We start from the raw sequence: 25,171 nt of genomic DNA, 5'->3' as shown, positions 1-25,171 counted from the left end.
ACGTCACCCCACTCAGACGGCGACGGATTCGCCGATCTCCTCCTCGACCGCACGCTCGCTGACCGGCTTGGGGGCATGCCGCGCCTCGTACTTCCCCGCGACGGCGACGAGCAGCACGCCGACCGCCAGCCATACGAACAACCCGCCGAGGCGTGCGGTGAAACCGGCGTCGCCGTCGAAGTACAGCAGGCTGCGCAGACCTTCGACGAAATCGGCACCGTTCCAGAACGAGTGCAGCGCACCGAAGAACCCGTTCTGCAGTTCCGGCCGGTAGACACCGCCGGAGGTGGTGAAGTTGAGCATCACGAACAGGGTGATCAGGGCGAGCGTGGTCCAGCGCTTCAGGAAGGTGTGCAGGCCGATACCGATCAGGATGATGCCCGCGGAATACAGCCAGGCGATGCCGAACACGCTCGCGAAGTCGCTGTCGATCACCCCGAACACCGGGCCCGCCACCACGACACCGATCAGGCTCACCACCAGGGCCGTCAGCACGCCGATCGCCGCGCGCACCCGCATCCGCAGCATCGCGCCCGCGGCGCCGATCACCGCGACACTGCCGTAGGAGCCGACGCTCAACGCCACCAGCAGGAAGAACAGCCCCTGCCCGGTCGGATCGCCCTCGGCCTTGCTCGTCACGTCGGTGACCACCAGCGGCACGCCCTGATGGTCGGCGACCGACCGGAACGCCACCTCGGCGGCCATCGCACTCGTGTCCGAACTGGCGGTGGCCACGAGCAGTTCGGGGCGCGCGGCATCGGGCACGTAGGCGCCGACGAGGTCGCGCTCGTGCAGCAGGTCCGTCGCGGCCTCGCGGGTGGGCACGGTGATGACGTCGACACCCGACCCGCCCCGGTTCTGCATCGTCTGGGCGAGCACCATCGCCTGCGGGGAATCGCCGACAACGGCCAGCGCCAGATGGTTCGGCGTGGGCTGATGGAAGGCGCCGAGATAGGCCAGGGCCATGCCGAGACACATCAGCAGAGGGGTGAGCAGGTGGCCGGCGAGGTGCCGCAGCTGGGTGACGGTCATCGAGGGAAGTCTCCAAGAAGGTTGGTAAATGCAACTATGATTGTTGTATCGTACAACCATGACTGAGTCAGAGGCAAGGGACGACGCCGTCGACGCCATCCAGCGGGAGCTGACCGCCTTCTCCCGCCGCGCCCGTGGCCGCGCCGCCGAACTACACCCGGAATTGAGCCTGGTCGCCTACAGCATCCTCGACCTCGTCCTCGAACGCGGCGGCTGCCAGGCCGCCGACGTGGCCGCTCAGTTCCTGCTCGACAAGTCGACCGTCAGCAGACAGGTCGGGGCGCTCGAGCAGCTCGGCTACCTCGAACGCGAAATCGACCCCGCCAACCGGCGCAACCACATACTGCGCGCCACCCCCGAGGGTCGCGCCGTCGCACGCAAGGCCGAACGCACCCGCCGAGCCGCCTTCACCGCCCGTTTCGCCGACTGGTCCGACGAGGATGTCCGCACCCTGGCCCGCCTGCTCGTCCGCTACAACCAAGGCTGAACGGGGTGTCGTGCGCGTCACTGCCGCCGAAGGTCGGTGCCCCGACTCGGGCGCCCGGTCGGTATAGTCGCCGCGGATGAGTAGTGACACCACCCACCCCGCGCAACCGACCCCACGCCCGATCAATCGAGCCTGGTGGCTGGTGCCGGTGTTGCTCGGTGTCGTCGCGGTGGTGTGCATGCGGACCCCGCTGTGGCCGTTCGAACCGTACTCCGGCGCCTTCATCGACCTGCAGGTGTATCGCCTCGGGATCGAGGCCATGCGCGACGGCGCCGATATGTACGGCCAGCTCCCCAAGACCAGCATCGGTATCGGACTGCCGTTCATCTATCCGCCGTTCGCCGCGATCGCGCTCGCGCCGTTCGCGTTGCTGCCGTGGGGTGCGGCCAAAACCCTCTACGTCGCGGTGTCGGTCGCCGCGCTGGCCTGGACGCTGTACCTGGTCGCCCGCCGCTACAACCCCGATCGCAAGCAGGTCGCCCTGCTGATCACCGCGTGCGCCCTACCGGTCGCGATGCTGCTCGAACCGGTGCGCGCCACCATCGACTTCGGGCAGGTGAACCTGCTGCTCATGGTGCTGGTCGCCACCGACTGCCTGCTGCCCAAGACCCGCTACCCGCGCGGCATGCTCATCGGCCTGGCCGCCGCCGTCAAGCTCACGCCCGCCGCGTTCGTGCTGTTCTTCCTCGTCCGCAAGGACTACAAGGCCGCCGCCACCGCCGCCGCGACCGGTGCGATCGCCACGCTCGCCTCGTTCGCGATCCTGCCGACGGAGTCCGTGCGCTACTGGTTCGGCGGCCTCGGCAATGTCTCGGGACTGAGCGGTTCGGCCTTCCACACGAACCAGTCGATTCAGGCGGTGCTGGCCCGCCTGCACATCACGGGCCTGCCGTTCGACGCACTGTGGTTGTTCTTCGGCGCCTTGCTGCTCGCCCTCGTCGTGGTCGCCATGCGCAAGGCCGCCGACGCTCCCGCGATCGCCTTAGCCCTCAACGCCGTCTTCACCCTGCTGCTGTCGCCGATCTCGTGGTCGCACCACTGGGTGTGGATCGCGCCCGCGCTGCTCGCCATCGTCTGCCACGCCCGCACCCTGCCCGCCGCGAGCGCGCGTGGCTGGTACGCCACGGCCGTCGTGGTCGCCGCCGTCTTCGTCATCGCGCCGCACAGTTTCCTGCCCGACGGCGAACACCGGGAAACGTCGTGGACCTGGGATCAGCACCTCATCGGCGATACCTATGTGTGGTTGGCGGTGGCGCTGGTTGTGCTGTTCCTCGTCACCGGCAGGCGCGCGGACCGCAAGTCCGTCGCGGTGGAGCCCGCCCGCCCGGAAGTCATCCCCGCCGCCTGAGGACCGCCCTGTTTGAGGCCGATCCGCCCGGGTATTTCGGCAGCCGTTCGAGGAAACTGACGCAGGTCGCTTCGGCGTCCGGAAAGGTTCCGTGATGGTGACTACCGATGTGCGGCGGGTCGAGCGAGCGTTGTCGGAGGTGGATTTCCCGGCGAACAAGGACGACCTGGTGCGGTGCGCGACCGACGCGAAAGCCGACGAGGACACAGTGCGCGCCCTGCGCGCCATCCCGCCGGTGGCCTACGCCAACATGACCGAGGTCCTGCAGTCGGTGACCCTCGACGACGGACGAACCGAGGCACAGCGAATGGCGCAGAGCCGCGATCACGCGCACCCCGGTGTCGCGGAGCGCGACCGCGAGGTGCCGCCGAACCCGATCGTGGCGGAACTGGGGGAGAACCGGGACAGCTGACGGAGGTGTGACGCATGGCCGAGACACTGGTCGACGACGAACTCTGGGACGAATTCCATCGCGTGGTGAACATGTCCTCACGCGAGCTGAGCGACTGGTTGCGCACCGCGGCGGCGGGCACCGACACGGAACGGGAGCCGGATCTGTCCGGACCCGAGATCGGCAGGCACGTGCTGGCGATCCTCGGCAAACGCCGCACCGACGTGACCGCCGACGATGTGGCGGTCATGCGGCAGGTGGTCGACGAGATCAACGCCTCGCGCCGAGCCGATCTGGAACCCGTCGCCGGTGAGGCACAGTTCCGGCACCGGCTCATGAGCCTCGGCCACGATCCGCTGAAAGCGCCCTGACCGGCACCTGGTCACCGCTGTTTCGCGGCCGGGGTCCGCGATGTATCCGCCAGCCCGGTTCCCGTCACCAGCGGGAGGTCGAGCGTGGTGCGGATGCCCGGCGGTGCGGCGACGACGGCGGGGATGGCGTTGACCAGCCGCATCGCGGTGCCGACGAGGCTGGCGTGGTTGTGGTCGCCGTGGTCGCTGAACATGGCCAGATCGAGGGTGTAGTTCGGCTCGCCGGTGACCTCCACCCGGTAGGAACCGCCGGTCCGGGCGGGCTGAGGCCAGTCGGGTGCGAGATCGGCACGCAACCGGGTGACGTGCTCGAGCACCGTGACGGCGCGATCACCCACCATGCCGCGCACTTCGAATCGCAGTGCCGCCGCCGTACCCGCCTCGATGGTGCCGGAGTCGATGTCGAAGGTCTCCGGGGCGGGCAACCGCTGGTACTCCTGGGTGACGGCGTCGAGTTCGATGCCGAGCCCGGCCGCGAGCTGACGCACGACGCTGCCCCAGGCCAGCGACAGCACCCCAGGCTGCAACAGCAGCGGCGTCTCGGTCATCGGCTTGCCGAACCCCATGATGTCGAACATGACCGCCGGATTGTCGTAGGTCGAGTAGTCGACGATCTCGAGGCAGCGCACCTGCTCGACGTACCGGCAGGTGCCGAGCAGGGCGAGCGGGAGCAGGTCGTTGGCGAACCCGGGGTCGATCCCGTTCACGAACAGCGACGAATCTCCCTGTGCCGCAGCCTGTTCGATGGGATCGAGCAGCTCCGTCGGGAGCACACCCCACGGGTACTGCAGGAACACCGGTGCGCTGGCCACCACATCGATGCCCGCGGCGAGCAGCCTGCGCAGGTCTTCGAGCGCCTCGGGTAGCCGGTTGTCGGTCATCGCGGTGTAGACGACGCAGTCGGGGCGGCGCGCCAGCACCTCTTCGATGCCGGTGGTGGCCGGCACGCCGGACGGGGTGGCGAGTCCTGCCAGTTCGGCCGCGTCGAGACCGACCTTGTCAGGTCCGGAAACATGGACCCCGACCAGTTCGAATCGCGGGTCGGCGAGCACACCCGCCAACGCGTGCCTTCCGACATTGCCTGTACCCCAGTGGATTACGCGAACAGTCATGATGTGGTCCTCACAGATCGGGAAGCGGAATCGTCAGATTGGGTGCGATCAGCCCGCCGTCGACCTCGAGCACCTTGCCGGTGAGAAACGACCCGGCGGGCGAGGCGAGATACACCGCCGCCGCCGCGATATCGGCGGGCTCACCGAGGCGCCGCAGTGGCGTCGCCTGTTCCATCTGGCCGCGCATCTGCTCGTTGCCCGCGACGACCGCCAGCGCCGAGGTGAGGATGGAACCGGGTGCGATGGCGTTGACCCGTACCCGCGGGCTCAGATCGGCCGCGGCGGTGCGCGTGTAGTGGGCAAGCGCCGCCTTGGCCGTCGCGTACGCGGCGAACGCGCGCCCCGGCAACCGGCCCATGGTCGAGGTGATGTTGATGATCGAACCGCCCTCCGCCGTGGCGAGCATCTTCGGCACCGCGGCCCGCACCAGGGCGTGCGCGGTGCCGACATTGAAGGTGAAGGCCTCGGCCAGGTCGTCGGGAGTGGTGTCGAGCAACGGTTTCGGCAGCGCCCCACCGACATTGTTGACGGCGATGTCGAGGCGCCCGAACCGCTCGACCGCCACCTCGGCGAGCGCGGCGGCGGCCGCCGGGTCGGCGAGATCGGCGACGACGACCTCCGCTCGCCGGCCGGTGGCGGCCACCTGCTCGGCGACCGCACGCAGATCCGACTCGGTCCGCGCGGCGATCACCACATCGGCGCCCGCCTCGGCGAATCCGACGGCGATCGCGGCGCCGAGTCCGCGTCCTGCCCCGGTGACGACCGCGACCCGGTCGTCGAGCCGGAAGTGATCGAGAATCATGAAAGCCCCTCAGGCGTCGAATATTCGACTAATGTGTGGCGAATAGTCGGAGCAGTGTAGGGCGGGGCGTCCCCGCGGACAAGGGGTTGTGATGGCGCAGTCGGCATCGCCGCCGACCCGGCGGGTCGTCGAGGTGATGGAGTTGCTCGCGAGCGCGGGCAAGCCGCTCACGGCCTCGGAGGTCGCGACGGCACTGTCGCTGGCGCGCGCCACGGTCACCGCCGTCCTCACCGAACTCGCCGCGGCCGGATGGGTGCGCCGGGACGGGGAACGCCGCTTCCGCCCCGGCCCGGCCCTGGCTGCCCTCTCCCCGGCGGAATCCGAACTGCCCGAGGCGGCCGTGCGGGCCGAACTGCGGGCGCTCGCGGTCGCGGCGGGCTGCGGGGTGACGCTGAGCAGGATCGAACGGGCCACCCTGACCGTCGTCGCGAAGGAGTACGCACCGGATGCCCGTGTGGTGCCGGGACTCGCTGTGGGTCAATCGATTCCGCTGGCCTATCCCGCGGGCGCGGCCGTGATGCCGTGGCGCGCGGCGGCCGAGCGTGCCACGTGGTCGAAGACCGCTCCCGGCGAGGCCGCGGCACTGCTGGAATTCGTGCGGGCCAACGGGTGCGCCGTCTTCCGTCCCGACTCCGACGACGCGGGGGTTGTCGACGTGCTCGCCGACCTGCTCGGCGCCCTCGGCGCGGAACTCCTGCAACCCGACCTGCGCGCCCGCGTCCTGCGCCAGCTCGCCCGTCTCACCGCCCGCCCGTATCGCGACACCGAATTCACCGGCGACGATCCGCTGCCCGTGAGTTATCTGTCGGCCCCGGTGTTCGCCGGCGGCGCCGCACCCTACGAACTGCAGCTCGGCCCGCTGCGCCCGGCCGTCGGCCGCGCCGAGCGAATGGTCTATGTCGAGGCGATTACCGCAGGGGCCAAGGCGATGTCGGTCGTGCTGGGCAGGTAGTTCTCACGCGGCCCGAGGCGTCAGGATCACGACCGGTATCCGGCGTTCGGTCCACGCCTGATAGGTGTCGAAATCGGCGTACAGGTCGACCAGCGCCGGCCACAGCCGAGCCCGCTGCTCGTCATCGGCGACCACCGCCCGCACGGCCCGGCGCTCACGCCCGATCTGCACGTGCGTGTCCGGGTGTACGCACAGGTTCCGGTACCACTGCGGATGATTCGCCAACCCGCCCTGGGAGGCGACGACCACGATGTCGCCGCCGTCGACGAGGTAGAGCAGCGGAACAGTGAACTGCTTGCCCGACTTACGGCCGCGATGCTCGAGCAACAGGGTGGGTACCGGCTTGCGGAAACCCGCGCCGATGCGCCAGGTGCCGCCGATGCGCCCACCGGTGCGCCGATAGATCGCCACCTGTGCGCGGCCGACGATCCGGAAGATCTTGGGCAGCACGGGATGATCGAGCTGACGCGGTCGCGGCGGTGTGGTCACTCACCAACCATACATAGCGCTGCTCGATTGTATGGTCTGTTTCTCGTGTCCCGCCGCGAGTCGGCGAGGGATTCGCGGGTGCGGCCGGTGAATAATCACCACGGAAGCCCGGTAGGTCCGGGCGGCGGCGAGAGGTGCGACGATGACCGCGATCGGTTTGATCTTCACCGGGGTGGCGGTGCTCCTGCACGCCTACATCTTCGTGATGGAGTCGCTGCGGTGGACGGCGGCGAGCACCCGGCGGACCTTCGGGATGTCGGCCGCCGAGGCCGAGTCCACCAAGGAGATGGCCTTCAACCAGGGCTTCTACAACCTCTTCCTGGCCGTCGTCGCGGCCGTCGGAATGGGGTTCACCGCCTTCGGCGACAAGGGCATCGGGCTCGCGCTCGTGCTCGCGGGAGCCGGTTCGATGGTCGCGGCGGGTGTCGTGCTGCTCGCGTCCTCGCCGAGCAAGGCGCGCCCGGCCCTGATCCAGTTGATCCCACCGCTGATCGGCTGCCTCGCGCTGGCGATCGCCCGCTTGTGAACTCGTCGGTAACCACACCTTCCGCTTGAGTAGTAACAGTGTTACTCTTCCCCGCGGCGCAGGTGTGACGGGCCTCATGGTTCCTTCCGCCTGCGTCGTGAATCACTCCGGCGACGTCGCCGGGCGGTGGAAGGAAAGGTTCTCGATGGATCAGCAGGGTATCGGGCGACGACGGCCGAAGACGGGCCGCGTCGTCCTGGGAGCAGCCGTTGCCTGTGCGATGGCGGCCACCGTCATGGTCGCGCAGACCGATGCCTCGTCGGCCGAGCCGGTTGGCTCGTTCTACACCCCGCCCGCGCAGATCCCGCAGGAACCCGGCGCCATCGTCAAGACCGCCCCGATGACCCTGCTCGCCACCCCGCCCACGGAGAACGGCTGGCCGGGTGCCGCCCAGCACGTCATGTACACCTCACGCCTGCAGGACGGGTCGCCCGTCGCGGTGTCGGGGACCTACCTCGAACCGACCGGCCCGTGGCTCGGTGCCGGCCCGCGCCCGACCGTCGTCATCGCACCCGGCACCTCGGGCCAAGCCGACCGGTGCGCCATGTCGCAGGCGTTCTCCACCGGCCTGAGCGTGCACACCGACCCGGCGCTCGGCTTGTCGGCGAACCAGGAACTGCCGTCCTCGGCGGTGTGGAGCCGGCTCGGTGCGCGCGTGCTCGTCACCGACTACATCGGACTCGGTACCCCGGGCATCCACACCTACGCCAATCGCATCGAGAGCGCCCACGCGGTGCTCGACGGCGCCCGCGCGGCACATCGCCTGGCGGGTGTCGGCCCGGAGACGCCGGTGGTGCTGTGGGGCTACTCGCAGGGCGGCGGTTCGACTGCGGCGGCCGCGGAGATGGCGCCGGACTACGCACCGGAGCTCACGGTGAAGGGCACCTGGGCGGGTGGCCCCGTCGCCGACCTGTCCGCGATCCTCGCCAAGATCGACGGCGCCCTGATCAGTGGTGCCATCGGCTTCGCCGTGAACGGCATGGTCGCCCGCTACCCCGAGCTGAACCAGGCCGTCGACCGGGTCATCAGCCCGTCGGGCCGCGACATGCTCGCCACCCTGAGCGACTCGTGCATCGCCGACCTCATCACCCGACACCCGTTCCTGAAGACCACGACGCTGACCAAGGACGGTCGCACGCTGACCGAGCACCTGGCCGAAATGCCCGAAGCCACAGCGGCTCTGGAAGAACTCCGGGTCGGCTCGATGACCCCGGCCACGCCGGTGCTCATCACCAGCGGACTCAACGACGACACCGTCCCCTACGGCCAGGCCCGCGCGCTCGCCGAGACCTGGTGTGCCAAGGGCGCAACGGTCACCTTCCGCACCAACGAGCTGCCGCCGATCCTCCCTGGGACCACCATCCCGAACCATTTCGGCCCCGAGATGATCGACGGTTTCGGTCCCGACAACGCGATCACCTATCTGCTCGATCGCCTCGCGGACAAGCCGGTCACCGGCTGCACCTTCGACTGACTCCTCCGAGGAACCCCCGTGAATACGTTCTCCCGCCGCAGCATTCTCGCGGCCGGGGCGGCGCTGGGCGGCATGCTGCTCGGTGCCCGCCCGGGCCTCGCCGCGCCGATTCCGGCGCGCACCGGCACCATTCCCCTGACTCGTGAGGACCATCGGGTCGTCGTCATCGGCTCCGGATTCGGCGGCGGCGTCAGCGCTCTGCGGCTGGCGCAGGCGGGCGTGCCGGTCACCGTGCTCGAACGCGGGCTGCGCTGGCCCACCGGCCCGAACGCCGAAACCTTCCCGCGCGCATCCGCGCCGGACAAGCGGATGCTGTGGTGCCGGTCGAGCCCGAACCTGTTCGGGCGCCCACTGATCGTCGAGCCCTATGCCGGGTTGGTCGAGGCAGTGACCGGTGAGAACATGACCGCCCTGTGCGCCGCCGGTGTCGGCGGCGGTTCGCTGGTCTACCAGGGCATGTCGCTGCAGCCCGCCCAGGACGTGTTCGAGGCGCACTTCCCGCAGGAGCTGGATTGGGCGCGGATGAACCGGGTCCACTACCCGAGGGTGGCGGCGATGCTCGGCCTCGCCGAGGCGCCCGACGAGTTGGTGAACACCGAGAACTACCGCGTCGCGAGGATTTTCGCCGAACGGGTGCGCCAGGCCGGGCTGCCGCTGTCGAAGATCCCGATGCCCATCGACTGGAACTTCGCCCTCGCCGAACTGCGCGGGGAGATGAAGGCCTCCTACACCAACGGCGACGGCGCGATGGGAGTCAACAACGGCGGCAAGCATTCCGTCGACGTCACCTATATCGCCGCCGCCGAGGCGACCGGCAACTGCCGGGTGGAGACCCTGCACGAGGTCACCGACGTCGAGCGCGCGGCCGACGGCCGCTGGGTCGTGCACGTGCAACGGCTCGACACCACCGGCGCCGTCGTCGAGCACAAGGTCCTCACCACCGGCGCGCTCATCATGGCCGCGGGTAGCCTCAACACCACCCGTCTGCTGGTCCGTGCCGGCGCCAAGGGGCTGATCCCGGACCTGCCCGACGACCTCGGCCGAGGCTGGGGAACCAATGCCGACCGCATCTACGTCTGGCGCGATCCGGCCGCGAATTTCGGTGCGGCACAGGGTGGTCCGGTGGTCTACGGCAGCAAGAACTGGCACGACCCGCACACCGCGCACACGGTGATCCAGGCGTCCATCCCGCCCGTGTCCTTCGATGCGGGCAGCACGATGCTCGTCGGCTACGGCGTGAGCGACAGCCGTGGCGCCTTCACCTACGACGCCGCACGCGACGAGGCCGTGCTGCGCTGGCCCGCCGACGGCGACCGGACCATTCAGGACGATCACATCGGACCGACGGTCGCGCGCATCGCGGGCACCGGCGCCACGCTGCTCGACACCAACACCCTGTTCCCGTCCACGTGGCACCCGCTCGGCGGTGCCAATATGGGCGCGGTGTGCGACCTGAACGGCCGCGTACACGACCAGCCGGGGCTCTACGTACTCGACGGCGCGCTACTGCCGGGCAGCGCCGCCGCGTGCAATCCGTCCATGACCATCGCCGCCGTGGCCGAACGGGCCATGGACACCGTGGTCGCCGAAGACATCGGGACTCGCATCTGAGTTCCGTGCACTACCCTGTCCGGGTGGCACGAAGGGGCGAAGGCGATCCGGCGCGCAGGATCACCGAGGTGACCCTCACGCTGCTCGAGACCGAAGGGTACGAGGCGGTGCAGTTGCGCACCGTGGCCCGGCTCGCCCACGCGTCGCTGAGCACCGTCTACAAGCTCTACGCCACTCGCGACGAACTGGTCCTCGCCGCCGTCGCGCAGTGGATGGCCACCAATACCTACACCGAACTCGAGCCGCCGCGCCGGGGGGAGTCGCTGGCCGAGGTGCTCATCCGGGTGATCCGCTACGTCTTCGAACCGTGGGAGCGTCATCCACGGATGCTGGCCGCCTACCATCACGCCAGGTCGGGTCCCGGCGGCCAGCGCCTCGACAACCAGGGCTTCGCCGCCATCCTGCCCGTGGTCGCCCCGATGTTCGCCACCCTCGACAAGGACTACGCCGCCGATCTCGCGCTCGTCCTGTCGAACATGGTCTTCGCCCTGCTCGCCCGGTTCGCGCACGGTGATCTCGACATCGCCGACATCGTGCCCGCCCTCGAGCGCACCATCACCCGGCTCACCGGTGACAACACGCCGCACGCCGCCGCCGCGCTCCGGGTGACCACCGCCGACAGCGGCGATTTCGCGTGGAACTCCGGTTTCGGTTCGCCCTACTCGCCGGGCACCGCGACCGACGAGTCGTAACTCCACCTCCCGCATCCTGCACGCACACCGATGGACCATTGCTGTCCGCGCGCGTCGATGATACTGTCCAGACAGGTGTCCAGCTCGGTGTCTCGCAGCTGAGAACGCCTGGGCGACAGGGGAAGGCGGGCGACGAGATGAGCAGACGCATCGTCGTTGATCTGGATCTGTGTCAGGGGCACGCCGCGTGCCAGGAGGAAGCGCCGGAGGTGTTCACGGTGCCCAAACGCGGGAAGGTCGAAATCCTCGTCGAACGGCCGTCGAGCGCGCAGCACGCGGCCGTCGCCGACGCGGTGACCTACTGCCCCACGCGGGCGCTGTCGATCGTCGACGACAGCGCGGCCGACGACGAAGGAGAATGACATGACCGGTTTTTCGCGCGGCGAACTGGAAGAGATGGTCCAGCGCTGGCTGGATGCGAACAAGCGCTGTGAGGCCGAGGGCGATTGGCGGCCGCTGGCCGACATGTACACCGAGGACGCCACCTACGGCTGGAACTACGGACCGAACCACGAGTTCATGGCGGTGGGTCGCGAGGAGATCCGCGAGATCGCGGTCGGCCAGGAGATGGACGGCCTCGAGGGCTGGACCTACCCGTATCAGCATGTGGTGATCGACGAGAAGACCGGTGACGTCGTCGGCTTCTGGAAGCAGACCTCGAGCGCGACCCGTCCCGACGGCAGCAACTATCAGGTGCAGGGTATCGGCGGTAGCTGGTTCCGTTACGGCGGCGACTTCCAATGGTCCTGGCAACGCGACTTCTTCGACTACGGCAATGTCGGTGCCTTGTTCATGGAGATGATGACGAACAAGGCGATGACGCCCGGCATGCTCACCCGCATCAAGAAGGCGACGACCGAGCAGCCGCTGCCGGGGTGGTACCCGATCGGGAAAGCGCCGGTTGCGCTGTGGTGACACAGGATTCGCGACAGTCCTACGCCGGGCTGTCGCGCGCGCAACTGGCCGCGCTCGTCCCGGAACTGCTGCTGTGCGGTCACCTGATCGACCGGTCGGGCATGCCGCACACGATCGGCGCGTTCGGTCGCGAGGGCATGACCGAGGTCGCCATCGACGAGTGGCAGGTCGCCAGTCCCGTCTACACCCGGCGGATGCAGGCCGCGCTCGGCTTCGCCGGTGACGGTGTCGAGACGATTTTCAAAGGCCTGCAGCTCGATATCGGCGCCCCGCCACAGTTTCTCGACTTCCGCTTCCGCGTCGAGGATCACGATCACGGCGAGTTCTGGCTCGACCACTGTGGTGCGCTGGCCGACGTGGAACCGCTCGGCGACCAGTTCGTGCGGGCCATGTGTCACGACATCGAGGACCCGACCTTCGACGCGACCGCGCTGGCCACCAATCCGCACGCCCAGGTCCGCCCGATCCACCGCCCGCCGCGTGCGCCCGCGGACCGCAAGCCCGTGTGCGCGTGGCGGGTGAGTATCGACCCGGCCAACGAACCGCCGCCGATTCCGCGCAATGCGGGGCTGGTGGCCGGGTCCGTCGCGGCGACGGTGGCATTGTCACCGATCGACCCGGCCGACGACGGCACCGCCGACTACCGTGGCCCGTTGCTGAGCGATCTGCGGTTCGGCGATTTCTCCCGGTCGGCGCTGATCCGCATCGCCGAGGAGGTCGCGTTGCAACAGCACCTGCTGGTCGCGGGTTTCCTCATCGCGATCCGCGAACGGGTCGACGCGCAGCGGGCGGCGGAGATAGGCCGCAAGCAATTCGCCGGTGTGGCGGGGGTGGCCGCGGAGCGGATCAGATCGGCCCTGGGCCTGGGTGGTGACCCGGAGTCGCTGGCGCGCGTGCTCGACCTGCATCCGGCACTCAATCCGCGGCAGTACGTGGGTGCGAGAGTCGAAAAGTCCGGTGCCGGAGTGCGTCTCGTGCTCGAGCGCGGGTGCGGTGCGATCACCGACGGTGTGTGGCCCGCCCTGCTCGACCCGGACCATCTCGCACCGCTCGACGCGCTGGTGCGCGGTGTCGACCCGCACTACACCTGCCACACCTCGAAGGCGACCGACACCGAACTCGTCGTCGATGTCGTGCGCGCCGAGGAGCCGGCCGCCGAAGCGGTGGAGGTGGCGCTGACCAGGATCAGCACCGGGGCCGCCTTCACCTTCACCGATCGCGGAATCCCGTTGCCGTTGACCGTCGTAGATTCACCTGGAGTGCGCAGTGACCGTTGACATGGAGACCTCGATCCCGTTCGACCCGTACGACTACGCCTTCCACGAGGACCCGTACCCCACCTACGCCCGGCTGCGGGCAGAGGCGCCGGTGTACCGCAACGCGTCGATGGACTTCTGGGCGCTGTCGCGGCACCGCGATGTGCGGGCAGCCCTGCGCGACAGCGCCCGCCTGTCCAACAGCTGGGGTGTCTCGCTCGACCCCACCGCCTACGGTCCGGAAGCGCACCGGTCGATGTCGTTCCTGGCGATGGACGACCCCAAGCACGCGCGCATCCGCAAGCTGGTGTCCAAGGGTTTCACCCCGCGCAGGCTCGCGGACCTGAGCGAACGGATCGCCGAACTCACCCGCAGCCACTGGGATCGGTGCCTGCAACTGGGCGAGTTCGACTACATCCGCGACTTCGCCGGGCTGCTGCCGATGGACGTGGTGTCGGAGATGCTCGGCGTCCCCGAATCGGACCGCGCCCACCTGCGCACCCAGTCGGATCTGCTGTTGCACCGGGAGGAAGGCGTGCTCGACGTGCCGCAGGGCGCGATCATGGCCTATCTCGAACTCACCGGTTACTACCGCGACCTGCTCGAAGGGCGCCGCAAGAACCCCGGTGAGGATCTGGTGTCGGTGCTGATGGACGCCGAGATCACCGACGGCGACGCGGGCACCACCCGCCTGTCCGACGCCGAGATCATCGGCTTCCTGATCCTGATGGTCGTCGCGGGCAACGAGACGACGACCAAACTGCTCGGCAACGCGATGTACTGGGGTTCGCGGTTCCCCGACGAGGTCGCCAAGCCACTGGCCGACCCGTCGCTCGTGCCGGACTGGACCGAAGAGACGCTGCGCTACGACAATTCGACCCAGATCCTGGTGCGCCGTGTCCTCGCGGATGTCGAATTCGGTGAGCACACCATCGCGGCGGGGGAGCGGGTGCTGTTGCTGCTCGGTTCGGCCAACCGCGACGACGACGTCTTCGACGACGCCGCCGAGTACCGTATCGGCCGCGACAGCTCCCAGACCCTGCTGAGCTTCGGTCTCGGCGTGCACTTCTGCCTCGGTGCGCACCTGGCGCGGATGGAGGCCAATATCGGCCTCGGGCAGATCGCCGCCTCCATCCGCGGCTACGAGATCGACACCGCCGCCGCCGAACGGGTGCACTCGGTGAGTGTGCGCGGCTTCGCCACGCTGCCGATGTCGGTGCGGGCGAGATAGGTCACTTCAGCGGCAGGGCGTTCTGCAGCCCACCGACATCGGCGATCCGCCAGTCCGCGTTGCGGTCGACCGTGAGCGAATAGGCCACGGTGGTGAGGGTGCCGGTGGGATTCTGCACGCTGGTGGAGTTGACGGTGAGATAGGCGTTCACCTTGTACACCCCACCCGACTCGGACACGACGCCCGCCGACAAGGGCGTCGCCGTCGAGGTCCACTGCAGCGGCAGCAGGATCTGTTCGAGTTGCGGCGCTGTCGCGTCGAACTTGCCCGAAAGCTGGGGTGTGGTACCGGTTTTCAGCCGGGCCAGCCACGCCTTGGCGTCCCGGTAGTCGATGGTCGACGCCCCGAGCGCGTAGTCGAGGGCGACCTGTTCGACCCGGCGATCCTCGGCGGCGCGCCGATCGTGGTCGGCAATGGTGGTGCGCGCCGACAGATACAGCATTCCGAAGGTGGCCGTCGCCACCACGAGCACAGCGACGGCGCACCCGGTGAGCACGCTCGACAGCCGGATCGAGAGGGTGCGCGGCTGGGGTCCGCCGGGGGCAGGCGTGTGGGGGCGGGTCTCGAGGTCAACGGTCATGGGGTGCCGGTCCTTTCGTGCCTATTTGATGCCGATGCGCAGATGCACCGTGTCGTCGCCGAGGCCGTGCAGGGCCTGGTCGAGCAGGGCGCCGAGATCGAGATCGGGTGCGGTGGCCACCGCGTCGCGCACCACCGGTTGCAGCATCGGGCCCAAGGCCGCGGCGCTCGGCCCGATCTTCGCGAGCAGCGCGTCGAGTTCGCGCACGAACACCAGCACCCCGCTCCCGGAGAAATAGTCGGCGACCGGGCGGCTCTCGACCAGGGCCGACCCGGACTGCACGATGGCGCTGAGGGTGATGCCGAATTCCCCGAACAGCGGGCCCGCCGTGCTCAGCGACGGTCCCATCCAGTCGATGTCGGCGCCGAGGAATTGCAGGTCGGCGAACAGCTGACGCAGCCGGTCGGTGCGGCTGAGCAGTGTCGCGGCCAGCAGCGTGGTAGAGCGGCGCAGGGTCTGCATGGTCGCCTCGGTGTCGGCGAGGGCGCGGTCGAAGGTGTCGACCAGGCCTGCCATCACCTCGGGGCGGATCTGATCGAGCAGGTCGATCAGCCGGGTGGACAGGGTGGTGATGGTCATCGGCGCGGGCACGCGATGCGCCGGAATGCGTTGCCCGTCGGTGAGATACGGCCCCGCGTCGTCGACCGGGTCGAAACCGATGTAGGGCTCGCCGAGTGCCGAAAGCTGTTCCACGCGGATCCGGCTCGATACCGGAATCGGGTACCGCTCGTCGATCCGCAAGGCGACGAGCACCCCGCTCGCCTGCTTGCGCACCGACTCGGCCCGGCCCACCGCGATCCCGTTGAGCAGCACCGGCGCGCCGGGACCGAGCCCACCCGAGGTGCTCAGCTCCAGCTCGACGGCCAGGTAGTCGCGACGCGGGTCGATATTCAGTACCCCGAACGTCATGTACGCGACGCCGAGAACCAGCACGGCCGCGATGGCCGACAGCGACAGTGCGGCACGGGTATTCATCGGACGGCTCCGATCATCCGCAGCAGGTCGACGATTCGCGCGGTCTGCTCGTCGGTATGCATCGCCCCCGTGACCCCGATCTCGACCACGTCGACCTTCGGCCCGCGCTGCGCGAACGGCAGCACCTCGGTATGGATCAGGTCGACCAGCGTCTTCAGGTTCGACGGCGACGAGGTGTCGAATGGTCTGCTGCCGAACAGCATCGGCACCACCGCGGCGGTCGTGGCGTCGAGCGAACCGAGCAGCGGCCCGAGCCAGGCGGCGCTCGGCGCGACCGGGCCGAGCGCGGTGAGGACGAAGATGACACCGATCTGGGCGTTGATCGCATCGGTGGTCTGGGTCACGCCGTAGGGCGTGAGCAGCTCGGCCAGCACCGGGGCATTGTCGAGAACCCCGTCCTCGAGGGTGGCACCGAGACCGTCGAGGACCGCGTCGACCGAGTCGAGGTGATCGGCCAGGTCCGACAGGTCCGTACCGAGGGTTTCGGAGAGGCGGGCGGTGTCGCGCGGATCGGCGGGCAGCACCCCGTTCATCGTGGTGACGATGTCCTGCAGATCGGTGACCGCGCCGGTGCCGATGAACACCGACAGCGTGGCGAGAATATCCTCGATGGCCGGGGCGCGGGCGGTGTCGGCCAGCGGGATCGTCGCGCCCGGTCCCAGCGAGCCGGTGGTGGATTCGCTCGGTTCGGTGAGCGCGATGTGCACGTCGCCCAGCGGGGTGTTCTGGCGCAGTTCGGCCGTGGTGCCCACCGGCAGCCGAACCGCGTCGTCGATGTCGACTTCCGCTGTGGCATAGCCCTTTTCGCTGAGAGTGACCGACGAGAGCTTGCCCACACGGACACCGTCGGCGATCACCTTCGCGCCCTGCGGCAGGTTGAGGACACTGGCGAATTCGATGCGCAGCCGATAGGTGGGTTCGCCGGTGCCGGGCAGCGTCGTTCCGCATCCGAGCACAGTGCAGGCCACCACGACGATCAGCAACAGGTGCCGGAACCGGCCGCGCCACCTGAGTGAAAGCTGGTTCCGTACCCGGCATGTCGTCGGTGTGGAGCGGGTTCGGGAAGTCGGTTCGGGGTGACCGCTGACATCCGGGCGGCCTCCGATCTTCGGAGTCAGGTGGCGGGGGCCGTGGAGAACGCGTGGTGGTGTGCGGCCGGGCGAACGGGCTATTTCCCGCTGCAGCGCAGGGCTTGTCGTCATCGCGCACTCACCGCCGCGAGCAGTGCCGCGAGCGGGGGCACGGTGACGGTACCGTCCGGCCCGAGCGCACATGGCTGACCGGTCACCACCTGGATCGCGGCGCACAGCTGCGGGGAATCTGCCTGGGGCACAGCCAGTCTCGCGGGTGCATAGGTGATGGTCGGCCGTCCTTCCGGAGCGATACTCGCGGCGAAGCCCGCGGCGAGAGCGGGGGTGAGCCGGATGACCTCGGCAACCGAGCCGAATCCCGCCGTCAGCAGTGCGGGCAGGTCGGCGATCTTGTCGAGCGCACGGACCGCCGGGGTACCGATCATCATCATCACGTCATTGAGCTGGGGTAGGACCTGGATCAGGTAGGTGACGATGTCGATGATCGGTGGGAAGGCGATGGTCACGATGTCGTCGAACGTCCGCGGCAGCTCGATCGTCATCGCCCGCACGGTGTCCCACCCGTTGCGGGCGTGCCGTACCAGCTCGGTGAGGGCGTCGATGAGACTGCCGAGGTGCCCGACCGCGGCATCGGGGGCGGCCAGTGCCCGGCCGAGCTGGTGCAGGAGCGCGTTGATGTCGTCGCCGGTGCCCGCGGTCGCCCGGTCGAGCGCCGACAAGCCCGAGCCGAGGGCCGTGCGCTGCGCGGGATCGTCGGCGGCGTTCAGTTCGTCGGCCAGCCCGGCGAGCGCGTCGAAGGTCTCCGAAAGACTCAGCGGCGTCAGTGTTCTGGTGATGCACGTGCCCGGCTCCCAGCCACCGGCAGCCGGTTCGTCGCCGACGAGAGCGAGATGGCGATCGGCCACCAGGGTGTCGCTCACGGTCACCGCGCCCACATCCGGGGGCAGCCTGCGATCGGCGCGCACGGTGAACCGCACGCGTGCCGAGGCCCCGTGTGGCTCGATGCCGGTGACCTCACCGACCGGGATGCCGAGCACGGTGACGGAGCTGCCCCGGTAGAGCCCGATGCTGTCGGGCATGTCCGCGCAATAGGTGCGCACCGGCGGCGCGGGCCGTGACAGCTGGAGTGCCACCGCGCCCGCGAGGACGACGACAAGCACCACCGCCGTGGACATGAAGCCGCGCGAACCGAGCAGGCGTGTCACCATCAGCACCCACCTCCCGGCACCGGCACACAGATACGCTCCGGCACGATCGTCACCGCCGAGTGGTCGATGCTCACCCCGTCACCACCGGCGAGCAGCGGCGTCAATCGCTGTTCCAGCGCCACCAGTGCCTCGAAGAGCGAACCCAGGTGCGTGCCCAGGTTTTCCAGGCCCGCGACGGCGTCGGCGAGCGGTTGCGCGCGGGCTCGCAGGTCACGGTCCCAGGCCCGGCCGAGCGGGGAGGCCTTGCGCAGCACATCGGACAGGTCGCCGAGAGCCTGGCTCACGATGGCCTTGTTGGTCTGCACCAGCGTTTCCAATGTGTGGAGGTTGCGCACCAATTGCGCGAGCACCTGCGAACTCCCGTTCAGCGCGGTGAGGTACTCGTCGGCGAAGGCGAGCGCGCGGGAGATGTCGGCGTTCTGGGTGTTCAGCACCGCGACGAGGTCACCGGCGGCGCGCAGCGCCGAGCGGAAAGCGTCGGGACTGTTGTCGAACGAGGTGGACAGGGCGGCCAGGTTCTGCCGCAGCACCGCGCCGTCGATCTCGCGCACGGGTCGTACCGCGTCCTGGAAGACCTCGGTGAGGTTGTAGGGCAGGATCACTCGCTCCCGGGGGATCACGGCCGAACCCAGCGCAGCGGTGCCCGCCGGTCGTAGGGCGACGTAGTAGCCGCCCACCACCGTCAGCATGCGGATCTCCAGGATCGTCTGATCGCCGACGGCCACGTCCTCGCGCACGGTGAACGTCATCCGTACCCGATCCGCCAGCAGGTCGAGCGTCCGTACCCGGCCGACACCGATCCCCGCGATCCGCACATCGTCGCCTTCGCGCAGCGCACCCGCATCGGCCAGTTCGGCGTGGTACACCCGCTCGGCATCCGTCCCGACCACCGCGACCACACCCAGCGCGATCATGAGCAGTACGGCACCGCACAGCCCGGCCAGCCCCCAGCGCAGGTCACCGGCACGCCCGTCCGTGCGCCGGCCGAACAAGGCGCGCACTCGTCTCATCGGGTGCGGCACAGCGTCACCCCCTGCCCGTCGAACAGCACTCGCAACGGTTCCGGCGCCTCCGCGACCCCATGAGTGCACGTGCCTGCCCGACCGTTCGCGGGCACGGTGGCCGCCATGGTCTGGATCAGCCCCGGCAGCCCGGCGAAGACCTCGGCCGCCACCTGCGGATCGGGGAAAGCATTGCGCAACACCAGGTCCAGATCGCTGCCCTCGTCACCGGTGATGCCCGCGACGGTCAGCATCGACCGGATCGGTTGCAGCACCGGGGGAATGGCAACGGAGAAATCGACCAGACCCGGCAGCTTGTCGGCGATGGCGGTGAACAAGCCGGTGAGGTTGGTCAGCATCCGCACCGCCTGCGCCGACTTACCGCCCAGGCGCTCCGCGATCACGGCCAGATTGCGCACCAGCGTCGACAGCACGACCTGCCGGTCGGAGGCGTAGCGGCTCAGGGTGTCGACCGCGTCGAGAGCGGGACCGAGACCGGCGCCGTCCCCCTGGATCACGGCGAGCAGGCTGGTGGTGAACCGGTTGATCTCCTCGGTGGACAGCTGCGCGAGCACCGGCTGCAGACCCTTGAACAGAGTGGTGATGTCGAACGAAGGAACGGTTTCGGCGGTCCCGAACACCTGCTCGGGCGCGCGCGGTGTGCTCGGCCGCGGCGGTGCGACGATCTCCAGATACCGGAAGCCGGTGAGGTTCTGATACCGGACGGCGATGGTGGCGGCCGTGTCGACCGGGTGCGCGCGCAGCACGGTGAACCGGACGCGGGCCAGGGCGCCGTCGAGCTCGATCCCCGACACCTTGCCGACCGCGACACCGTGCAACCGCACGTCGTCGCCCGTGCGCAACCCGTTGGCATCGGTGAACAGCGCGGTGAAGGACTCGGTGTCGCCGCGCACCGGTCGCTCGATCAACCGGAAGATCCCGGCCAGCGCGACGGCGGTGAGAGTCAGTGCGATCGCCACCCGCACGGCGAGCCCGCTAGTCCTCATCAGCGGCCTCCGTTCGGCAGCAGGGCGGCCAACGGCCCGGCCAGACCCGGAACGGTGTCGAGTTCGACCGAGACCCGGAGCGCGGGGCCGTCGGGGGTGTCACGGAACGCGGCGCCGAGGCGTTCCAGCAGGGTGGCCAGCTGATCCGCCGATCGCCCGGGTGGGCCCATGGTCGCGGTCACCTCGTCGAGCAGCAGCGTGGCCATCGGTAGCATGTCGCCGAAATGTGTTCGCGCGGTGGTCATCAGCGCGGTGACGGCGGGCAGGAGCTGGTATTGCATATCGCCCCAGAACTGCCCGAACCGCGCGATATTCGCCGGTGAGCGCAGGTACTCGTTGGTGTAGGCGGCCTCGAGCACGTCGACGGCGCCGGTCAGCATCGGCGGCATACCGGCCAGCACCGAACCGAAGGAACTCGCCAGCTCCGAGGGCGGCAGTTCGCGGGTGTCGGCGTAGGCGCGCAGGGTGGCGCCGAGGGCTTCCAGCAGCGGGGTGAAGGCGCGCAGGTCACCGGCGATGGTGTGCAGCAGTGCGGCCAGTTTCGGGGTGAGTACCTGCTCGACGAGTCCGCCGGTGGAGCGCAGCAGCGCCGCCAGCGTGGCGTCACGGACGCGACCGTTGTCGAGGTCGACCGAGGAACCGTTCCCGAGCTCGGTGCCACCGGGCCGCGCCACGAGATTCAGCGCGCTGATGCCGAACAGATTGCCCGGCGCGAACTCGACATCGACGGTGTCGGTGAGCCCGAACAGCTGCGGCCGATCGAGCACCAGGGTGAGGTGTTCGCGCCCCCGCCCGGCCGGTGCGATGGCCTCGACCGTCCCGACCCGCACCCCGTCGAGACGGACATCGGTGCCGGGGGCGATGCCCGCACCGACCCGCTCGGTTCGCAACGTCACCCGGATCTGCTCGGGGGCAAGGGATTGCGGCCACACCTGCCAGGCCAGCACGCTCACCAGCGCGACCAGGAGCGCGCAGACACCGAGGACGCGGGCACGCAACGGCCCCACCTCGGTCCCGGGAAGTGCGTACGGAGGCATGCGCGTCACCCCGTGAACGTGATCGGGGAGCGCCAGCCCCACAGGACGACGGTGGCCACCATGTCGAGCGCGATGATCGCCACCAGGCTGGCGCGGATAGCCCGCCCCGACCCGATACCGACACCTTCGGGGCCGCCGACCGCGAAATAGCCCTGGTAACAATGGATCAGGACCACCGCGACGGCGAACACCACCACCTTCACGGTCGCGGCGAACACATCCCAGCCGAGGACGAACTGATCGAAGTAGTGGTCGTAAGTCCCGGTCGGCACCTCGTGGATCGATGTCACGATCAGCTGACACGACAGATAGCTCAGGATCAGCGCCACCACGAAAGCCGGCGCCACCGCGACGATCCCGGCCACCACCCGGGTGGTCACCACGAACGGCACCGACCGGATCCCCATGGATTCGAGCGCGTCGATCTCCTCCGAGATCCGCATCGACCCGATCTCCGCCGTCATCCGGCAGCCCGCCTGTGCGGCGAAACCCACCCCGGCAGCGATCGGCGCCAGCTCCCGGGTCACCCCGAACGCGGAGATGAGCCCGCTGAGCTGACCGAGTGCCAACGCGTCCAGCGCGTGATGGGCCTCGATGCCGATGGAGGCACCCATCGCCGCACCCATCAGCAACATCAGCGGCACCACCCCGCCGCCGACGATCACCGAGCCGCGCCCCCAGGTCATATCGGTGATCGCGGTGAGCGTCTGGCGCCGGTAGTGCGCGAGGGTGTACGGCACCGACGACAGCACCTGCCAGCAGAACCCGATCACGAACCCGAGCGACTCCACGGGGCGCACCGGCCCGATGCGGCGTCGCAGCCGGCCGATCCAGCGCACTCCGAACGGCACATACGGGCTCGCGGTCATCAGGCCGCCCGCAACGGGACGAACACCGTGACCACCTGGGTGACAACGGTATTGAGCACAGTGATCGCCGCGACCGACATCACCACCGCCGCGTTGACACCGTCGGCCACCCCGCGTGGTCCACCCCGCGCCTCCAGCCCGCGCTGACAGGCGATCACCACCACGAGGAACCCGAACATCAGCGACTTCACCAGCGACACCCACACATCCAGCGAGGTGGTGAACGCGCCGAAGGAGTCCCAATAGCTGCCCGGCGTCACGTCCAGTGCGGTGACCGCCACGCCGTATCCGGCGGCGATCCCGACGACGATGATGAGCACGTCGAGCAGCGGCGCGATCAGCATCATGGCCGCGATACGCGGAACGACCAGGCGCTGCACCGGATCCACGCCCATCACGCGCATGGCGTCGACCTCCTCGCGCACGGTGCGCGCACCGAGGTCGGCGGCGATCGCGGCGGCGCCCGCCCCGCCGAGCAGAATGCCCGCGGCCATCGGCGCGCCCTGTTTGATCACCCCCAGCCCGCCCGCGGCACCGATCATCGAGTCGGCGCCCAGCTGGGAGACGATATTGCCGACCTGAGTGGACAGGATCACCCCGAACGGCACGGCCATCAGCACGGCCGGAATCGCGGTCACCTTCACCAGGAACCAGGCCTGTTCCAAGGCCTCGTGCACCGGAAAGCGCAGGCGCACGGCATCGTTCGCACCGATCCGCACGGCGGAGGTGCCCATACGCAGGGCGCGACCGAAGGTGGCCAGCGCCGACAGCACGGTGTCGGCGAAGTTGCGGCGCAGCACCGCGCCCGCGGTGCGTGGCTGCGCGAGTGGCTCGGCGTCGCTGGAATGGCCGTGCCCGGCTCGCGATGTGGTCCGCCCGAACAATGCACACCCCCTCGGTGTTCGAATGCCCGTTCAATTGCCTGGACACTAGTCTGGACGGTACTACACCCACCTTCGGCGGAAGGTCGTAATCGCGAATCACTCCGAACGCGAGCGATTCTCCGTATCATGGACACCTGTCCGGACAGAAATTCAGAAATAGCGAACCGGCATCGAGTTGCGAGGCACTGCATGGTTGGTTTCAGTTTGTCGAACGTATTCGCGACCGTGGCCGCGGCGATTCCGGAGCGCGAATTCCTCGTGCACGGTGACCGCCGGATCTGCTATGCCGAAACCGACCGTCGGGTAACGGGATTCGCCAGATTCCTGGCCGCGCGGGGGATCGGCGCCCAGGTCGAGCGGACGGCTCCGTATTTGTCCGGGCAGGACCATTTGGGCGTCTATTTGCGCAACGGCACCGAGTACCCGGAGATCTTGATCGGTGCCTACCGTGCGCGCGCGGTGCCTTTCAATATCAACTACCGCTACGTCGAAGAGGAATTGCTGTACCTGCTCCGTGACGCCCGGGCGCGAGTGCTGGTGTACCACGCGGAATTCGCCCCACGGGTGGCCGCGGTACTACCGACGCTGGCCGAGCCGCCGCTCCTGATCCAGGTCGCCGACAGCAGCGGCAACGACCTGTTGCCGGGCGCGATCGACTACGAGACCGCCGTCGCCACCACCGAGGGCGAGCTGCCGGAACCCGACGGCGACGATCTGTACCTGCTCTACACCGGCGGCACCACCGGGATGCCCAAGGGTGTGTTGTGGCGTCAGGACGACATCTACCTCGCCGCCATGGGCGGCACCCGCTTCGGCACCGGCGTGCAACTGGATTCCTATGCGGAACTGGCCGATTCGGCCACGGTGACCGGCGGCGCCTACCGCTTGGTCGCCGCCGCGCCGTTCATGCACGGCGCCGCCCAGTGGTTGCTGTTCCAGTGCGTCACCAACGGCGGAACCCTGGTGCTGCCCACCGTGGTCGACCGCTTCGACGCCGCATCGGTCCTCGCGGCCGTCGCCACGGAAAACGTGATCGCCCTTCCGCTCGTCGGTGACGCCATGGCGCGACCGATCGTCGCCGAACTCGAGCGGCATCACTACGAGCTGCCGTCGCTGGCTGCCGTGCACAACGCGGGCGCCCCGCTCACCCCGGCCGTGCGACAGCGATTGATCGCGGCCTTCGGCAAACCCGTACTCGTCGTCGACTCGGTGGGCTCCTCGGAGTCCGGCATCCAGATGACCCAGGTCTACGACGCCGACGCCCGAACCGCAGCGGGCAGCTTCGTCCCCGCCGACACCGACACCGCCGTGATCGACGAGGACCTCACCCGGCTGCTCGACGAACCGGGCGCCTCGGGCTGGCTGGCGCGCAAGGGTCGCATCCCGCTGGGCTATCTGGGCGACGAGGAGAAGACGCGGCGCACCTTCCCCGTCGTCGACGGTGTGCGCTGGTCCATCGCGGGTGATCGCGCGAAGGTCCTGGGCGACGGCCGGATCGAACTGCTCGGCCGCGACAACCTGACGATCAACTCCGGCGGCGAGAAGATCTTCGTCGAAGAGGTCGAGCGCGCCGTCGCCGCCCACGCGAGCGTCCTCGACGTGGTCGTGGTCGGCAGACCGTCGCAGCGGTGGGGGAGCGAGGTCGTCGCCCTCGTACAGGTGGACGACGAGACCGTCACCGATGCCGAACTGCTCGACGAATGCGCCAAGCACATCGCCCGCTACAAACTGCCCAAAGCCATCCTGCGCTGTCGCGAAATCCTGCGCTCACCCACCGGCAAGGCCGACTACCGGTGGGCGCGCGGCGTCGCGACGCGGATGTGAGGAGAT

Annotated in this window: 27 protein-coding genes; 14 read left to right on the top strand and 13 right to left on the bottom strand. The window is 69.1% G+C overall.

The window, feature by feature from the left end; all coding sequences use genetic code 11:
* Nucleotides 1-12: 12 nt before the first annotated feature.
* Nucleotides 13-1,032 carry a hypothetical protein gene (locus AB0I19_RS05635; RefSeq protein ID WP_357144890.1) on the bottom strand — a complete coding sequence of 340 codons (1,020 nt, stop codon included), beginning with the start codon at nt 1,030-1,032 and terminating at the stop codon, nt 13-15.
* Between the two features lie 58 nt (nt 1,033-1,090).
* On the opposite strand from AB0I19_RS05635, the gene AB0I19_RS05630 reads away from it, so the two are divergent.
* The 4 genes from AB0I19_RS05630 (at nt 1,091) to AB0I19_RS05615 (ending at nt 3,629) form a co-directional block, all read left to right on the top strand.
* Complete coding sequence (locus AB0I19_RS05630; protein ID WP_357144887.1) at nt 1,091-1,519, top strand: MarR family transcriptional regulator; 429 nt, start codon at nt 1,091-1,093, stop codon at nt 1,517-1,519.
* Nucleotides 1,520-1,595: 76 nt separating this feature from the next.
* Complete coding sequence (locus AB0I19_RS05625; protein WP_357144884.1) at nt 1,596-2,867, top strand: glycosyltransferase 87 family protein; 1,272 nt, start codon at nt 1,596-1,598, stop codon at nt 2,865-2,867.
* A gap of 94 nt (nt 2,868-2,961) precedes the next feature.
* The gene (locus tag AB0I19_RS05620; protein ID WP_357144881.1) at nt 2,962-3,279 is read left to right on the top strand and encodes a DUF2795 domain-containing protein; all 318 of its coding nucleotides are present in this window, start codon (nt 2,962-2,964) and stop codon (nt 3,277-3,279) included.
* Between the two features lie 14 nt (nt 3,280-3,293).
* Nucleotides 3,294-3,629 (top strand): DUF3140 domain-containing protein, encoded by a 336-nt coding sequence (locus AB0I19_RS05615; protein ID WP_357144879.1) that lies wholly within the window; start codon nt 3,294-3,296, stop codon nt 3,627-3,629.
* A gap of 11 nt (nt 3,630-3,640) precedes the next feature.
* On the opposite strand, the gene AB0I19_RS05610 is transcribed toward AB0I19_RS05615, so the two are convergent.
* The gene (locus tag AB0I19_RS05610) at nt 3,641-4,741 is read right to left on the bottom strand and encodes a diacylglycerol kinase (RefSeq protein WP_357144876.1); all 1,101 of its coding nucleotides are present in this window, start codon (nt 4,739-4,741) and stop codon (nt 3,641-3,643) included.
* A 10-nt stretch (nt 4,742-4,751) separates the two neighbouring features.
* Complete coding sequence (locus AB0I19_RS05605; protein ID WP_357144874.1) at nt 4,752-5,543, bottom strand: SDR family oxidoreductase; 792 nt, start codon at nt 5,541-5,543, stop codon at nt 4,752-4,754.
* A 91-nt stretch (nt 5,544-5,634) separates the two neighbouring features.
* Between AB0I19_RS05605 and AB0I19_RS05600 the strand changes: the two genes are divergently transcribed.
* The gene (locus AB0I19_RS05600; protein ID WP_357144871.1) at nt 5,635-6,495 is read left to right on the top strand and encodes a helix-turn-helix domain-containing protein; all 861 of its coding nucleotides are present in this window, start codon (nt 5,635-5,637) and stop codon (nt 6,493-6,495) included.
* Between the two features lie 3 nt (nt 6,496-6,498).
* Here AB0I19_RS05600 and AB0I19_RS05595 read toward each other — a convergent pair whose 3' ends face one another.
* Nucleotides 6,499-6,984 (bottom strand): nitroreductase family deazaflavin-dependent oxidoreductase, encoded by a 486-nt coding sequence (locus AB0I19_RS05595; RefSeq protein ID WP_357144868.1) that lies wholly within the window; start codon nt 6,982-6,984, stop codon nt 6,499-6,501.
* 142 nt (nt 6,985-7,126) lie between these two features.
* Between AB0I19_RS05595 and AB0I19_RS05590 the strand changes: the two genes are divergently transcribed.
* From AB0I19_RS05590 to AB0I19_RS05555, 8 genes are all read left to right on the top strand, one after another.
* Nucleotides 7,127-7,510, top strand: a complete 384-nt coding sequence (locus AB0I19_RS05590) for a DUF1304 domain-containing protein (RefSeq protein WP_357144865.1) — start codon at nt 7,127-7,129, stop codon at nt 7,508-7,510.
* 145 nt (nt 7,511-7,655) lie between these two features.
* Nucleotides 7,656-8,984, top strand: coding sequence for a lipase family protein (locus AB0I19_RS05585; RefSeq protein ID WP_357144862.1), 1,329 nt, complete (start codon nt 7,656-7,658; stop codon nt 8,982-8,984).
* Between the two features lie 18 nt (nt 8,985-9,002).
* The gene (locus AB0I19_RS05580) at nt 9,003-10,595 is read left to right on the top strand and encodes a GMC oxidoreductase (protein WP_357144860.1); all 1,593 of its coding nucleotides are present in this window, start codon (nt 9,003-9,005) and stop codon (nt 10,593-10,595) included.
* 23 nt (nt 10,596-10,618) lie between these two features.
* Nucleotides 10,619-11,287, top strand: coding sequence for a TetR family transcriptional regulator (locus AB0I19_RS05575; protein WP_357144857.1), 669 nt, complete (start codon nt 10,619-10,621; stop codon nt 11,285-11,287).
* 137 nt (nt 11,288-11,424) lie between these two features.
* Nucleotides 11,425-11,649, top strand: coding sequence for a ferredoxin (locus AB0I19_RS05570; protein WP_067487825.1), 225 nt, complete (start codon nt 11,425-11,427; stop codon nt 11,647-11,649).
* Between the two features lies 1 nt (nt 11,650).
* A complete protein-coding gene (locus tag AB0I19_RS05565; protein ID WP_357144854.1) occupies nt 11,651-12,202 on the top strand; it encodes a nuclear transport factor 2 family protein in 552 nt (183 codons plus the stop codon).
* A complete protein-coding gene (locus AB0I19_RS05560; protein WP_357144851.1) occupies nt 12,196-13,479 on the top strand; it encodes a hypothetical protein in 1,284 nt (427 codons plus the stop codon). Before AB0I19_RS05565 ends, AB0I19_RS05560 begins: the two co-directional genes overlap by 7 nt.
* A gap of 1 nt (nt 13,480) precedes the next feature.
* Complete coding sequence (locus AB0I19_RS05555; protein WP_357145140.1) at nt 13,481-14,689, top strand: cytochrome P450; 1,209 nt, start codon at nt 13,481-13,483, stop codon at nt 14,687-14,689.
* 1 nt (nt 14,690) lies between these two features.
* Here the strand turns inward: AB0I19_RS05555 and AB0I19_RS05550 are convergent, their stop codons facing one another.
* The 9 genes from AB0I19_RS05550 to AB0I19_RS05510 form a co-directional block, all read right to left on the bottom strand.
* Entirely contained in the window at nt 14,691-15,269 is a 579-nt protein-coding gene (locus tag AB0I19_RS05550; protein ID WP_357144848.1) for a hypothetical protein, read from the bottom strand.
* Nucleotides 15,270-15,290: 21 nt separating this feature from the next.
* Nucleotides 15,291-16,244 (bottom strand): MlaD family protein, encoded by a 954-nt coding sequence (locus tag AB0I19_RS05545; RefSeq protein WP_067635410.1) that lies wholly within the window; start codon nt 16,242-16,244, stop codon nt 15,291-15,293.
* Nucleotides 16,241-17,227 carry an MlaD family protein gene (locus AB0I19_RS05540; RefSeq protein WP_357144845.1) on the bottom strand — a complete coding sequence of 329 codons (987 nt, stop codon included), beginning with the start codon at nt 17,225-17,227 and terminating at the stop codon, nt 16,241-16,243. Before AB0I19_RS05540 ends, AB0I19_RS05545 begins: the two co-directional genes overlap by 4 nt.
* Nucleotides 17,228-17,442: 215 nt before the next feature.
* Entirely contained in the window at nt 17,443-18,543 is a 1,101-nt protein-coding gene (locus tag AB0I19_RS05535) for an MlaD family protein (protein ID WP_357144842.1), read from the bottom strand.
* Nucleotides 18,543-19,553, bottom strand: coding sequence for an MlaD family protein (locus AB0I19_RS05530; RefSeq protein WP_357144839.1), 1,011 nt, complete (start codon nt 19,551-19,553; stop codon nt 18,543-18,545). The genes AB0I19_RS05535 and AB0I19_RS05530 overlap by 1 nt, the downstream gene beginning before the upstream one ends.
* Nucleotides 19,550-20,551 carry an MlaD family protein gene (locus AB0I19_RS05525; protein ID WP_357144836.1) on the bottom strand — a complete coding sequence of 334 codons (1,002 nt, stop codon included), beginning with the start codon at nt 20,549-20,551 and terminating at the stop codon, nt 19,550-19,552. Before AB0I19_RS05525 ends, AB0I19_RS05530 begins: the two co-directional genes overlap by 4 nt.
* Entirely contained in the window at nt 20,551-21,588 is a 1,038-nt protein-coding gene (locus AB0I19_RS05520; protein WP_357144833.1) for an MlaD family protein, read from the bottom strand. The genes AB0I19_RS05525 and AB0I19_RS05520 overlap by 1 nt, the downstream gene beginning before the upstream one ends.
* A gap of 5 nt (nt 21,589-21,593) precedes the next feature.
* The gene (locus tag AB0I19_RS05515; protein ID WP_357144830.1) at nt 21,594-22,457 is read right to left on the bottom strand and encodes an ABC transporter permease; all 864 of its coding nucleotides are present in this window, start codon (nt 22,455-22,457) and stop codon (nt 21,594-21,596) included.
* Entirely contained in the window at nt 22,457-23,191 is a 735-nt protein-coding gene (locus AB0I19_RS05510; RefSeq protein WP_312032647.1) for an ABC transporter permease, read from the bottom strand. Before AB0I19_RS05510 ends, AB0I19_RS05515 begins: the two co-directional genes overlap by 1 nt.
* A gap of 339 nt (nt 23,192-23,530) precedes the next feature.
* On the opposite strand from AB0I19_RS05510, the gene AB0I19_RS05505 reads away from it, so the two are divergent.
* Complete coding sequence (locus AB0I19_RS05505) at nt 23,531-25,165, top strand: acyl-CoA synthetase (protein ID WP_357144828.1); 1,635 nt, start codon at nt 23,531-23,533, stop codon at nt 25,163-25,165.
* The last annotated feature ends 6 nt before the right edge of the window (nt 25,166-25,171 follow it).

This window comes from Nocardia sp. NPDC050413 (genome assembly GCF_040655475.1).
Lineage (GTDB): Bacteria > Actinomycetota > Actinomycetes > Mycobacteriales > Mycobacteriaceae > Nocardia > Nocardia coubleae.
Note: the sequence above shows the minus strand (reverse complement) of the source record. Positions and strands in the feature narration are given on the sequence as shown.